General features: G+C 30.9%; 12 protein-coding genes. 2 read left to right on the forward strand and 10 right to left on the reverse strand.

Annotated features, from left to right (window positions below):
- Positions 1–147: 147 nt before the first annotated feature.
- The 9 genes from ACREVU_RS03390 to ACREVU_RS03430 all read right to left on the reverse strand — a co-directional run bounded on the left by ACREVU_RS03390 (position 148) and on the right by ACREVU_RS03430 (position 10204).
- Complete coding sequence (locus ACREVU_RS03390) at positions 148–1515, reverse strand: methyl-accepting chemotaxis protein (RefSeq protein WP_431550218.1); 1368 nt, start codon at positions 1513–1515, stop codon at positions 148–150.
- Between the two features lie 251 nt (positions 1516–1766).
- Positions 1767–1940 (reverse strand): phospholipase D-like domain-containing protein, encoded by a 174-nt coding sequence (locus tag ACREVU_RS03395; protein ID WP_431550219.1) that lies wholly within the window; start codon positions 1938–1940, stop codon positions 1767–1769.
- Between the two features lie 129 nt (positions 1941–2069).
- Positions 2070–2216, reverse strand: coding sequence for a phospholipase D-like domain-containing protein (locus ACREVU_RS03400; RefSeq protein WP_431550220.1), 147 nt, complete (start codon positions 2214–2216; stop codon positions 2070–2072).
- 381 nt (positions 2217–2597) lie between these two features.
- Positions 2598–5495, reverse strand: a complete 2898-nt coding sequence (locus ACREVU_RS03405) for a cell wall-binding repeat-containing protein (RefSeq protein ID WP_431550221.1) — start codon at positions 5493–5495, stop codon at positions 2598–2600.
- 340 nt (positions 5496–5835) lie between these two features.
- Positions 5836–6111: a DUF2651 family protein gene (locus ACREVU_RS03410; RefSeq protein WP_431550222.1), complete on the reverse strand. Its 276-nt coding sequence runs from the start codon at positions 6109–6111 to the stop codon at positions 5836–5838.
- 42 nt (positions 6112–6153) lie between these two features.
- Positions 6154–6756, reverse strand: a complete 603-nt coding sequence (locus tag ACREVU_RS03415; RefSeq protein ID WP_431550223.1) for a hypothetical protein — start codon at positions 6754–6756, stop codon at positions 6154–6156.
- Between the two features lie 38 nt (positions 6757–6794).
- On the reverse strand, positions 6795–7244 hold the full coding sequence (locus ACREVU_RS03420; protein WP_431550224.1) for a helix-turn-helix transcriptional regulator: 450 nt from the start codon (positions 7242–7244) through the stop codon (positions 6795–6797).
- Between the two features lie 286 nt (positions 7245–7530).
- Positions 7531–9207, reverse strand: a complete 1677-nt coding sequence (locus ACREVU_RS03425; protein WP_431550225.1) for a M20/M25/M40 family metallo-hydrolase — start codon at positions 9205–9207, stop codon at positions 7531–7533.
- A 121-nt stretch (positions 9208–9328) separates the two neighbouring features.
- The gene (locus tag ACREVU_RS03430; protein ID WP_431550226.1) at positions 9329–10204 is read right to left on the reverse strand and encodes a LysR family transcriptional regulator; all 876 of its coding nucleotides are present in this window, start codon (positions 10202–10204) and stop codon (positions 9329–9331) included.
- 201 nt (positions 10205–10405) lie between these two features.
- On the opposite strand from ACREVU_RS03430, the gene ACREVU_RS03435 reads away from it, so the two are divergent.
- Positions 10406–11446 carry a YeiH family protein gene (locus tag ACREVU_RS03435; RefSeq protein ID WP_431550227.1) on the forward strand — a complete coding sequence of 347 codons (1041 nt, stop codon included), beginning with the start codon at positions 10406–10408 and terminating at the stop codon, positions 11444–11446.
- Positions 11447–11579: 133 nt separating this feature from the next.
- On the opposite strand, the gene ACREVU_RS03440 is transcribed toward ACREVU_RS03435, so the two are convergent.
- Positions 11580–11714, reverse strand: a complete 135-nt coding sequence (locus tag ACREVU_RS03440) for a hypothetical protein (protein ID WP_431550228.1) — start codon at positions 11712–11714, stop codon at positions 11580–11582.
- Between the two features lie 343 nt (positions 11715–12057).
- Between ACREVU_RS03440 and ACREVU_RS03445 the strand changes: the two genes are divergently transcribed.
- Complete coding sequence (locus ACREVU_RS03445; protein ID WP_431550229.1) at positions 12058–14748, forward strand: DEAD/DEAH box helicase; 2691 nt, start codon at positions 12058–12060, stop codon at positions 14746–14748.
- Positions 14749–14756: the final 8 nt, after the last annotated feature.

Below are 14756 nucleotides of genomic sequence, written 5' to 3' on the forward strand. Positions count from 1 at the left end.
TGAAAGCAGCCTAATATAGGTGCTTTTTTTGCTTTATATCAAGAAAAATAGTTACAATAAAATTTTAAATTTCTAATTCAGCTGCGGATTATATCTAAAATCTAATTCTCGCACAGCCTGCCGGGGGACGTGAACAAATTGTAACCATTACATTTTAAATTTAGAAACTATACCTCTTAGCTTTTCTGCACTAGCTTTATTACCTAAACTATTTTTCTTTATTTTTTCCATTTCTTTTACAATGTCAATACTTTTATCTGATATCTTAAATATACCTTCTACGCCTTCATTAACTGTCCCTGCTACTTGGTCTATTGCAATAGAAACTCCACTTATTGATGTATTTAAATGTTGCGCTGTTTCATCAAATTCCTTCATGATTTTATTGAAATTCTCTGCATCATCTATATACTCTTGACCTGTACCCATAATAATCTCATAATTCAAAGAAACCTCTTCATCCATAAAATTTAACATCTTAAGGGAATTAGCAGATAGATTCTTTACAGAATCACTTACCACTTTAACTACATTTTGAATATTAGCTGCTGTATCACCTGATTGCTCTGCTAGCTTTCTAACTTCATCTGCAACCACTGCAAAACCTTTTCCTGCTTCTCCAGCTCTTGCAGCTTCAATAGCTGCATTTAAAGCTAATAAATTAGTTTGGCTAGTTATATGGAGTATTGAGGTTGCAAGTCCATGTATTTCTTCAACTGCTTTTGAATCCTTTATTGCATCTTCTAATTTATCTTTTATATTACCATATATCTTATCAGTTTGCTCCTTAGAACTAGTTGTGCCAATTGTAATTCCATTTGCCTTTTGAACAATGCTTTCAGCTATGGTAGCTCCTTCGGTTGCTTTCTTTGCCATTGTACTAACCATATTTCTCATTTCTCCTGAAGAAGCTGAAATTTCTTCTGCTGTAGCTGCAGTCTCTTCCATTCCGGCTGATAAAATTTTTGTTTCACTAGAACTTTCTTCCGCCTTCATTTTTAATGCATTTGTAAGTTCTTCCACAAAATGTTCATTATTGCTTATGTTTTCAGATGCTTCTATTAAATCCTTTACAACATCTTTTAATGTCTTTCTCATATTAACAATAGTCCTAGCTATAGTTCCAAACTCATCCTTAATTTTAATTAAACCTTCTATATCATTATCATCATCATCACTTAAATCTAATTTACAAGTCTTATCAATTAATAATGTTACCTTTGATAATGGCCTTATCAATACCCTAGCTATAACTATACCAATTAATACAGAAATTATAATTACAATTGTTGAAATTATATAAATCCCCTGTGCCAATTGATCAACTGCTTGTCTTATCTCATTCTGATTAGACATTATTTGTGATGACTTTATATATGTAAAAATAGAAATTGTCACCATAGATATTGCTATTAATATTCCGAAAAACAAAGGTATTTTCTTTCTAATAGACATACCCCCCTTATTACATTTGATTTCATGCTTTTTTACAAGTTTAGAATCCTTAACATTCATTAAGCCCCTCCTCCTTTATTTTTAAATATACCTAAAATATTTTATTATCCTATAAAACTTTAAACTATTCCTTAATATATATTTACAGGTAATTTACACTATATCAATATTTGTCCTAATATGTTTATTAAATATATCCCCCAATATGTTATCGAGTATTAGTTCTTATTACTTGAACCTTTTATGCTGTAAATTTGGATATTCTGAAGAATGGGTTGATAACAAAGAAGATATTATAAAAATTCAAAATTTCAAGCAAGCGGAGTAATAAAACGCCAAACAGATTTTATATCTGGTATACCAGGCAACATTATTCTAACATCAACACCACCAGCAACTGAAATTCTTAATGCATCTAATATAGTTTTATCTGGAATAAAATATGGTGTTTGAATATACAGATATTTTTTTGCGATGGTAATCATCTTAACATAACTATCTTTTATAGAGTCATTTTTACTACTATGTCCACTAAACCTTGTTTGAAATGAAAGTACACTATAACCAGTCAGACGTATTGTTGTATCCCTCCAAGGTTTATTTATCTTTTTTAATCAAAAATATTCATCACCAACATTAATTCCACCAGTATGCGCAATTTTACCATCAACAATAACTATTTTCCTATGTAATCTGTAATTTACAAGCAATAAACTTTTTATAATAGATGGCAAAAATCTATATTTTTCAGTTTTAGCCATTCATGTTAGCAAATATTAATTTTCAGTTTATGTCACGACCTCGGAGGACTCAACCATAACTAGAAGTTATTGTTTGCTATTAGTAATTGAAAATAAAACGAATAATCTCTGGTTGCTAGAAATGTAGTGAAGATTTCTTATTGCTAATTACTCTTCTAATTGGAAATTCAGAAAAGAAGATCTCTCAAAATGATCAATATAATCATTTTGAAAGATCCTCTTTAGAGTTCCTTGCTATTTACAATTATTGATTCTAGACACGACCCCATAGAAGAAACTAGAAACAGTTTCTTCTTGCTAATAGCGTCAATGAGATATTAACTCGGGAGATTTTTGCTTTCCAAATTCTTTGAGGCTCACAATAAACGTGGCATTGTCCATTTAATTTACCCATACTAATGAGCCTTTAGGCATTTTTTCATAATACCATTTTGCCATATCTAATGGCATACGAATACATCCATGAGAAGCTCTTATTCCTAAAGTTCCATCTAAGACATTTCCAGAGGGAGTTAAAAGTATTGAGTGTAGAAGATAATTTCCACTATATCTTGTCCAATATTTCACTAATGCTCCTGATTCTGCAACAAAAGAAGGCCCCTTATCTAAAACTGTAAATAATCCTCTCTTTGAAGGTGTTGCATTGTTACCTGATGCACATGAGTATGTTTTAAATAAAACCCAGTGTCCCGCACTACCGGAAAAGATACTAACTCTTTGCCTATTCAAATCCACCCAAGTAAAATAATTTGTATTACTTACAAAAGTGCTTGTAATATTTACATACGTCTCCAGTTGTTTTCTATCCAAATATTTTCTATTTGTAGCTGGGTTTGAAGATACAGAAACATTTTTACTATCTACCCAGGTTTGAATGCCCTTGCTTTTAATTAAGTAACTATATTCACTTTCATCCATTATTTCTACTTTTGAGCCTAAATATATTCCGTATACCGCATTGGGCTGTACTAAATTATTAAAAACAATATTTGTAATTAATTTGTAAGTAGCTGCTGTCAAATTACTATATTCTCTTGTTGCTGCAACCTTTCGGTATGCCCTGATTTTATAATAATAAGTTTTGCCTGTTATTAAGCCTGAATTTGTATAATATAAATATCCTGTTCCTACTAATATGCTATAGGTTCCTGTACTAGAGATAGCTCTATATATTTCATAACCATCTGCTCCTGTCACTGCATCCCAGGAAAGTTTAATACTCTTAGAATTAATCTGTGTAGCCATAACATTAGTGGGTGTATCTAGTATTGGTTTTGCGCTTATGGCAGTGGAAAAATCACTATACATTTTTTCAGTACCAACCATCCTATTTGCTTTAACTTTATAGTAATAAGTAGTATTGTTTGTTAATCCAATATCGTTATATTTTGACTGCATCGTTGTTGATATTAAAGTGTAGTCTCCTAAACTGGATGTTGCTCTATAAATTTCATAGGAATTTTCTGCAGTTACTCCGCTCCAACTAATATCAATACTAGTATAAGAGGATGATACTGCTTTTACTGATGTGGGTGTAGCTATTATTGGTTTTTCTATTAGTGTAGTTGCTGTATCATTACTTATAACCCCTTCTCCACCTAATACAATTGCATTTGTTATCTTGTGTACATATAGCGAATCTTGCTGCCTTGTTATATTCTTATTGTCCACAAGTAGCACACTACAATTATTTTCTGCAGCCAGTACCGATCCACTTAAAGCATCAGGGAAATCTATTCCTGTAGCTACAGTTATGGAATTTGTAGTTAGATTAAAAGATTCCATTGTCTTAATTGAAGTTTCATATCTATCTTTTCCACCTAACCTTACTATAGTTATATCTCCATTTATTTTTTTAATTTGTGTTTCAATATTAGTACTAAGTACTCCTGTTCCACCAATTATATAGACAATTGTTGGCTCTATATTAGTTATAGCCTTACTAACACTATCTAATAGGGTATATTTACCATTTAATAATATTGGATAACCTTTCATTGCAGCTATACTTGATATACTAAGCGCATCTGCAAAGCTACCCCCTGTAGCAATAACCACATTTGTACCTTTAGGAGTATTCATATAATCAACTATCTTTTGATTTGTTGCATAACGATCTATCCCTTCAAGTCTAATTATTTTATAACCTTCTGTAGTTAAATAATCTGCAATTTCTCCACTAACTGCTGAAACTCCGCCTAATATATAGACGTTTTTGTTTTTGCCTAAGTTTGTTGTAATAAAATCCAATACATTTTTACTGTTATCAACAGTTTTATTAACTAAAAGCAATGGTGCATTGTACTTATAAGCTAGTCCACATCCAGCTAAGGCATCTGGAAAATTACTTGCAGTAGCGAGTACTACTGCATCTGGTGCTTTATCTTTATATATTTCTTTAGCTATGGCTATAGAAGTTTCTATTCTGTTAGCTCCAGATAATCTTTGCAGCGCAGGTATCCACTTTACATATAGTTTTATATCTGAATTTACTTTATCTGTTGAAAAGTCCCATGCATTTACACATTCAGCTTCTTTGTACCAACCGTCAAAGGCATATCCTGTCTTTGTTGGTGCAGCAGGAGCTGTAATTAGACTGTTATAATCTGCTATACTACTTATTACTTCGCTTCCACCTTGGCTATTAAATGTAACTGCATGTCCATTTTTTGTCCACTTTGCAAATAATTCTAGGTTTTCAGTTATTTGCGTATTTGTAAAATCGAACAGGTTTACAAACGTAGTATTATCTTTATACCAGCCTCCAAATGCGTAGCCTGTATTTGTGGGAACTGACGGTACAACTGCTTTCCCATTATACTTAACTGATATACCTGCTACGATTGAACCGCCATTTGAATTGAATTTCACTATGGAATCTACCGTAAATGAAATATTAGAATAATCATAAGTTTTATTCCCTGCATTATCTTGTAACACAACTTTTTCTATATACCATTCCCCAGACAACATATTTGATGGAATTATATATTCTAACTCATACTTTTCTGTACTTTCATTATAATTTAGATGTAAGTTTATAGATTTAGTTCCATCCACTCTACTCCTAATCAATATTATATTATCAGGACCATTAGCTTGGACTGATAATGTATCATTAGCTTTTATCTCAAATTTTATTGTATCCCCTGTCTTAACTTCAGTTTCTGACAGTGTTATTGTTGGTAGTGTTGTTGTATTTGATGCTGCATTTGCAGTTATAGGAATGTTTAAAAACACCAATAATAAACATATCGCAATACTTAAAAATCTTTTCAATTAAATCCCCCTCGTATATATGTAATATTGTTTTTAATGCTATGTTATATTAGCTTTGTCATACCTTTATAACCTATAATATTACTTTACTATATTTACATTATTTTAACAATGAATATTATAGAATTGTTTTATACTATTGTTCTTTGTATAAATTAATACTGTTATATACCATATACCTGATCTCGCTATTATTAATGTTGAAAATCAGGTTATAACAACAAATTTTTTCTTTGCAAAATCAAACGAGACTTAGCAAGTAAAAAAAATCGTGTATCCGGATTTTGATAAAATCATTGTTTATGTAACTACCTACGAGGTCATAGTCAAATTAACAACACTAAAGTCTAACAGAGCCTTTTTTAATTAGATTAGTAATCAAATCCGCCAAAAGTGTTCCAAGTTCTGCTATACCTGTGTATACAAAACAATATATAAAAAAAGTTGAGTTAAACACAGCAAAGGTTAGTATTAGATTCACTGTAAAGATTACACCTAAAATTATTATTCTTTTCTTTGATATTAATTGTGCTACCAACCCAACACAAAAGGCAATAAGTGGCAAAGTAAATAAAGTTAAACCCATCGGGTCAATACTTAATAACATATCACGCATATTTATCCTCCTAACTTCTTGTATTTTATTCATATAATAGAACTATTTTATTTTCATGACCTTATCATTAATTTCTTTGTCTGTTAATTTATAATCCTTTGGGGTTAACCACAGTTCATACACATGCATATCTATTTCATACATAAATATTACTTTTTCAGCAGAGATATTTTTTTCTTTTAGAATTTTCATCACTTCTTTTGCAACTGCAATTTGGTCTGTATTACTAATTAAATCTATATTTACTTGTTCATAGGTAGCATTATTTTCAAATATTCCTTTACTACCTCCAGTTGCTTTTTTAATACTTTTCTGAATATCACTACCATCGAATATATTTTTAATCTTAGTATTGTACTGTATTGTGCTTTTGTATTGAATATACTCCTCTGAGATGTTTTTCGTTTTGAAGTCCTTTGAAATAGGGAAATCGGTTTCGTCATCTATGCAATTCACATTTGCATAATACTTACCGTAAATAATATCAATTTTTGTAACACCTACTTTAAATGACAGTTCTGGATATTTTGTATCCAAATATTTTGTAAAGTCACTTCTTATACTCAAAAGAAAAATAAGCGCAATTACTATAACCAAAAGCATTATTCCCCCGACAATTACCAATGCAACTCTTTTTTTATCCATAAAGCACCTCTCATATATTTTTTATTTATAAGTAAACATTAATCGGCAAGTTCATGAAACCGTTTGATCATATACTCTTTTTCAAAAGAAAAACATACTCTTCTATAGTTATTATCTAAAATTCTGTAATGATCTGATATTGTATTTTGCTGAATTGTATATCCATTTTTAGCTTCGATATCCTTCCACCAAATTTTGCCTCCAAATGTTGGAATATACCGTCTCTCATCGTTTGAAATTGATAATGAACGAATAATATCTTCAACACCCCCGCCAAAAGTTAATTCTAATATCTCACTGTCTTTAAAAATAACACACACAGCAATTGCAACAGACCAACCCATACTACTTCTTTCTTTCTCTACTTGTACAAGTGTTTTTTTAGATATTCCAAGTATTTCCGCCATTTTATCTTGTGTATATCCTTTTTCAGTTCTTATAAGTCTAACTTTCCTATCTACTTCCTTTATAAACTCAAGCCTTGTCATTGATTAATTCCGCCCTTCAACCTATATTCCTGATAAATTATATTTAAATAATTAATATAAAAATATCCTTATAGTGTAATTGTACACCATAAGGATATTTTTACAACTATATTTCAAGTAATAATATTCATGATTACTTACTTTTTTTATAACAATTGTTCCTTTAGGAAGTTCATTAATTTTAGTTTCATATTCTTGTTGCATTAAAATGTTTCTTTGTGATTCCTCTAAAATAATATCTCGCAATAAACTCGAATTAACTACCTCCCTTTTCCTATGCTATATGCTACATCAATTCATCCCAATCCAATAATTTTGAAATTGCATAATTTAGAAGCTCTGGACTTTTGTGAAACAGATCCTCTTTCAAAACCCTTTCTGTGAATTTATGGAAGTCTTTGCCCCATGGTCCTATGTTTATACAAGGCATAGACAGACTTTCAATTTCTTCAAGAGGTATAGAATAAAGGAATCCAAATAGTGGCATACTCCCTTCAAGGGCTTCGTATATAATTTTAGAGCTCTTAATTGATGTATAGCTTAAATCCGAAATACCAGTAAAAAAGTATTCCTTTGAGTATAATTGATTAAAATGCCTTAAAGAATAATCTATAATACTATCGGACAGATATTTTGCTTTATCACTAATGTCACTAATATATATATTTGATACATTAGGATAATAGGGAGGGGCAAGGCCAATAATAACTCTTGGAGATATATCATTAATAAAATCATAAATAGCTTCAACGAGATAAAAATTACTCTCAATCATTGAAACATCACCTGTTTGTACCTTTTCTTTAATATCTTGAAAAACTTTATCATATGCAGCCTTGAAAATTTCACCATAATTTAAATATGCTTCATCATATAACCGTTTAAAAGTTACGACTTTGGCTTTCCATGGCAAAGGTTCAAAGGGTTTATGTATTCTCTCCCTGAAAATCCTATACTTCTCATTCATATCATTAATTAACTCTGTGAAAGCATCGGTGCAAATTTCCTGAATGGATTCTAACATGGAAGCAGGCTCTCTGTTGAAAGTAAGAATGCTCAAACATCCCCCTGCACTTGGTGGTAATGATACATCATAGTTATATTTTCTTTCCTTGAAATACAGCCATGTAGGAGGAGGAGAGGCTTCATTTTCCAAAAAGTCAGAAAGCTCTAAATTAAGATCTGTCTTATCAACGATTTTCGCTAGCAAGCTTACAGGATTGAAACCTTCAAAAACCTTTCCTACATGAGATAAAAATCCTCTTACATAAAAAAATGGCATCATTTTTCCAACGGAGCCTTCTGAAATTACCCCAACATCTTTGTTTACTCTTTGATGTGGCTCCGAATTTATCATCATCAAATAATTGAGTCTATACTTTTCTTTTAATTCCTTTAATAATAATATGGCGCTTAACATACCTGCAGAAAGATTTTCTTCATCAGGCACAGAAATAATTAAAATATTTCCAACAAGATTCTCAAGTTCTGAATATCTTTTAATTAATGCAAGTTGTATAGAGCCTCCACCTTTCATATCAGCTGTTCCTCTGCCGAAGATGTAATCTCCGCTTTCAAGATCTTCCCTTACATCTGTATGCAAATCTGCCTTTATCTTCATGAGCTCAATTTTCAGTTCTTTTGGTGAATAGGCATAAGGCTTGAGTGTTTTAAAGTCTTCAATATTGACTACATCGTTATGATGAATCAGGATGACTGTTTCATTCCCTTTTCCTTTGACCAATCCCCAGCATACGCATCTGTCAAAAGTATCGTTTTCAATTTTATAAGTTCCGAAGTGCTCAGGATTACGTTTAAAGTAATCAATGTCATTAAAGAAATTAATTAAAAAAGGTTCTATGTCTCGTTCAAGGTCAGTAAAAGTATCACTTCTGACTTTAACATATGAATAAAAAATATCTTCAATATCTTTATCAATTCCCCTTAATACAGAATTTTGCATTTTATAACCTCCCTCATAATCTGTTAAAAATTTTTCATTAGTCACTCCAATATTAAAAACTTTTACATTAAATCTCCATTCATCGCCATAATCAATGGGATCTGGCCAAATTAGTGCCTAATCAGTTTTTTAGTATTTCACATATTTCATGATAATTTTCAGAAAAAATACTACCTTTATTCCAGATAAAAGAAAAATCATGTAAAACATTAAAATCTTCTAATTTTATCTCCCTTAAGCTACCATTTTCAAGTTCTTTTTTAACTACTGATTCATATAGAAACGTAATTCCACAACCAGATTCCACCAAAGATTTTATAGCATTCATTCCTCCAATTTCAACTGTATATCTAAAATCTTCAATCTTTAGATTTCTATATTCTAGATTTTTTTCAAGAATTTCTCTTGTTCCAGAACCAATTTCTCTTATAATAATCCGTTCTGACAATAAATCCGTTAATTTCTCCGGTTCTGCTTGAAAAATATAATTTTTGCTGCACACTGCCATATATCGTTCCTGAGAGTACACTATATAATCATAATTCTCCCTTTGATAATTTCCTTCTATTAGTGCAAAATCAATTTCTCCCATAGAAAGCATTTCCAATAGTTCACTTGTATTCCCTTCTATCATCCGTACCTCTGTATCCGGATATAAATCTAAATATGATTTTATATGCTTTGCTATAACAAATTCGCCTATTGTTAACGTTACTCCAAAAATTAATCTATTTTTTTTATTCGAATCATTAATAATTTTCTTCAAATATAAGTCATTATGCTTCATTGTAATCGCTGCTTGATATAAGGTATCTCCGGCATTTGTTAAATGCATCTTTTTCCCTTCATATACAAATAACTTTACATCGTAATAATCTTGAAGATAATGTATATGTTGTGATACTGCTGGTTGCGTAATATTAAGTGCCTTAGCAGCTTTTGTAAAATTCATATGTCTGCACACTGTTAAAAATGTGTCTATCCTAAAATCCATCATAATTATCAGTATCCCTTTCCTTAGTTATTTGCTCAATTATATATAATAATATGCATTAACTATAACATATTTTTATTGAATGATAAATATTAATAATTTTATTTTATTGATAGATTATGATATTATTATAATCGTTGATAAATACTTTTGCATAAATAAAAACTTTAAACTTAAATTATATATGAAAAGGAGGATAAAAATATGAATTTCATCAAAAATAATTGGCTTGGAATGTCACTTTGCCTAATAATTGCTATTCCATCTTGGTTACTAGGACAAAAATATCCCATTATTGGCGGTCCTGTAATTGCAATTATCACTGGTACGATTGTTACCTTATTTATTAAAAATAAAAACAAGTTTGATTCAGGCATTAATTTTACTTCAAAAAAAATTCTGCAGTATGCAGTCATCCTGTTAGGTTTTGGATTAAACCTTCATGTAGTATTAGATACTGGAGCGCAATCACTTCCAATTATTATTGGGACGGTTACTACTTCACTTGTTATTGCATTTGTGCTCCATAAGGTAATGCACATACCATCAAATATATCTACGCTGGTAGGTGTGGGTTCTTCCATTTGTGGCGGTTCTGCTATTGCTGCCACTGCTCCGGTTATAGGTGCAAACGATGAAGAAGTTGCTCAGGCAATCTCAGTCATCTTCTTCTTTAATATAATTGCTGCTATTTTCTTTCCAGCCTTTGGTACATGGCTTGGTTTTTCCCACACTTCCGGTGGGGCTTTTGGTATCTTTGCGGGAACAGCAATTAATGATGTTTCATCTGTAACCGCTGCAGCATCTACATGGGACAGTATGTACAATTTAGGTTCAGCTACGCTTGCTAAGGCTGTTACTGTCAAATTAACAAGAACCTTAGCTATTATTCCTATTACACTAATACTTGCGTTTATTCGTACAAAAAAAGAAGAAAAAGAAGAAAAAGCTGAAGGTAAAAAAGTAGATTTCAAACAAATCTTTCCATTCTTCATTATTTATTTTATACTAGCCTCCGTTATTACCACCATAGCTATAAGTTCCGGTGCTCCATCATCAATATTTAAACCATTCAATGAGCTAAGCAAGTTCTTTATAATCCTTGCTATGGCAGGAATTGGTTTGCATACAAACATAGTAAAACTGGTAAAAACCGGTGGTAAACCAATCATTATTGGATTTTGCTGTTGGATAGGAATTACTGGGGTAAGCCTTATATTACAACGTGTTCTTGGAATTTGGTAATATAAATATCTCATAAAACAAACTGGAAACAAAGTTTAGTAAGATGGGTACTTAGACATGTTAGATTACATGTCTTAAATTGTATTATATAAGACCATGAATTTAGTTAAACCTACAATTCATGGTCTTACTTTTATTCTAAAAGGTTACTTTGTTCAATTTCAAATTCATTCATAACTTCTTGACTAGCTATAAAATCACTATCCTTAGCATTTTCCATAGGCTTTACAGCAACAGATAATAAATTATAATCCTCTACTTTTTCCATTAATTCCTGATATTTTTCACGTGTAATTAGAACACAAGTTGGAACATTGTTTTTTACAACAATTTTAAATCTGTAGATTGCAATTTTAAATCCACTATTTTTTACTTCATCAAAAATCTTACCAGCTTCAGGTTTTATTTATGGTTCCGAGCAGCAAACGGGAAGTTTCTAAGAAAGGATAACCCCATTGAAAGTATTGATTCATAAGACTTTCAGTGGGCTTTTATTTATCTCTACGAAATCTCTGAGGTTCTTTGCGAGGCCTTGTAATTGTGATATAATTAGTTAATTAATTAATTAATTGAAAATATTGTGAAAACATTTTCAGGAGAGGATAAGAAAAATGATGTTACATGATAAGGAAGAATCAACAAAAGATCAAAACAAAGAATTGATTGTATTATTTAAACAAGATGGGGCCTTTGAATTTGACTTTCAAATTACAAAAGAAAAATTTAGTGAAGACCAAATTATAATCCAGCAAGAAATAAATAACCGTTTTATAAAAAATCATAATGAGGGTGTTTTTTATCTTGGCTTTTTAGAAAAAACAGATGGTTTATCAGAATCTCTTACATATTTAAGACATGTTATCGCTACATTTATAAAAAAGTTATCTATGAATCCGGACATTGAAATTTTACGTGAAAAAACTATTGTAGATATTGAAACAGAAGATATTGAAGCACTATTAGATATTGCCCCATATTTGACTGGACTTGAGCACTTAAGCCATGAATGGATTGAAAAACTATGGCAGAAATTAAATAACTCTTTTACTGAAATAATAGGAGCTTATACAGGAAGTATTGCCGAGTTTTTTTCTCTCTTTGGTTCTAATATTAACTTAATTGGACGCGTATTTTTTCACTTAGTTGAAAGTAAGAAGGCTGAATATCCCTTTGCATTTTTAGCAACTTATTCAGTTAATGATGAGAAAAGTGGCACTTCAAAACATCTTCCATTAAAAAATGCACTTATTGAATATGGAAAAAGCAACAAAAAACTCTTAAACTTACTTTCAACAGTAAATAAGGCATCAGAAAAAAGTAAGCTAATCTCAGAACTTCTTGATACTGGTGAAATATTTCATCCATTAGGTTTAAGCGCAGAAGAAACTTACACATTTTTAAAAGAAATACCCCTTTATGAAGAGGCAGGTATCTTATGTCGTATACCAAAATGGTGGAAGAACAAATCATCTTCCCTTAGGATGTCCGTAAGTGTTGGAAATTCTACTCCTTCAAGATTAAATATTGAAGCATTAATAGACTTTGATGCAAAACTATTTCTCGGCGAAGAAAAAGTTACTGCTGATGAAATAAGAAATCTTCTCTCAGAAGCAGAGGGCTTAACTTTTATAAAGGGAAAATGGGTAGAGGTTAATCATGAGAAACTAAAAGAGATGCTAAAGGCTTATGAAAAAGCACAGGCACTTATGGAAAGCAAAGATATAAATATTATTGAAGCAATGCGTTTTCAGTTAAATGCCCCAAAAGTATTAAATGTTTCTAAAGAAATCTGTGATCTTGAGGTAACTAACGGACAGTGGCTTAATTCAGTTGTTGACAGATTGTGTAATCCTGAAAAAATCCAAGGAATTACTTGTGGAGACAACTTTAATGCTAAATTACGACCTTATCAAGAGCGCGGTGTAAGCTGGCTTCATTTTATGAAAGCTATGGGACTCGGAGCATGTCTTGCAGATGATATGGGACTTGGAAAAACGGTACAAGTTATTGGGCTTTTAAATTATATTAGAACAAATAATAAGGAAAAAACATTACTAATTATTCCAGCATCACTTATTGGAAATTGGATAAGTGAAATTCAAAAATTTTCACCTTCATTAAAATACTATGTTATACATCCCTCTGAAAATAAAAATTTAGGAGAAGATGATAGTACTTGTGTGGAGAATTATGATCTTTTTATAACTACATATGCTATGATTTCAAAATATGAATGGATAAAGAATATAACTTGGGATTCATTAGTTTTAGATGAAGCTCAAGCTATAAAGAATCCAGGAACTAAACAAACTAGAACAGTAAAACAATTAAAAGCTCGATATAGAATTGCAATGACAGGTACTCCCATAGAAAATCGCCTTTCAGATTTATGGTCACTATTTGACTTCTTAAATAAGGGACTGCTAGGGAGTGCAAGAGAATTCTCCAATTTTACAAAAAAACTTAAGGAAAATAAGGCAGGTTATGCAAAACTTAAAAAAGTTATAAGCCCTTTTATTCTTAGAAGATTAAAAACGGACAAAACAGTAATCAATGATTTACCAGACAAAATAGAAATGAAAACTTATGCAAATCTTTCTAAAAAACAAGTTATTCTTTATAATAAGTTAGTAAATGATTTAAAACAAAAACTTGAATCTAAAGAAGAAGGTATAGAGCGCAAGGGAATAGTCATTTCATCCCTTATGAAGTTCAAACAAATATGTAATCATCCGTCGCAATATCTTGGTCAAGATTCTTACATGGAAAATGAAAGTGGTAAATATGCAAGGCTTCGTGAAATATGTGAAACTATTTATGAAAAGAGAGAAAGAGTGCTTGTTTTCACACAATTTAAAGAAATAACAAAACCTCTTAGTGATTTTCTAGAAACTATATTTGAGCATAAAGGACTTGTACTTCATGGCGGAATAGCAGTCAAAAACAGAAAAGCTCTTGTAGATAAGTTCCAAGGTGAAGAGTATGTACCATTTATGGTACTTTCAATAAAAGCCGGTGGTGTAGGATTAAATCTTACAGCAGCTAATCATGTTATTCATTTTGATAGATGGTGGAATCCTGCTGTGGAAAATCAAGCAACAGATAGAGCCTTCAGAATAGGTCAAAACAAGAATGTTATAGTTCACAAATTCATAACTAAGGGTACTATTGAGGAGAAAATTGATATGATGATTGAAGATAAAATTAAACTCTCCCAGGAGATTGTTCCAGACATTCAAGAAAGCTGGATTACGCAAATGAATAATACAGAAATTCTAGATTTATTTAAATTACAAATATAATTTTTGGA

It is taken from the genome of Clostridium sp., from assembly GCF_050717535.1.
Lineage (GTDB): Bacteria > Bacillota > Clostridia > Clostridiales > Clostridiaceae > Clostridium_AD.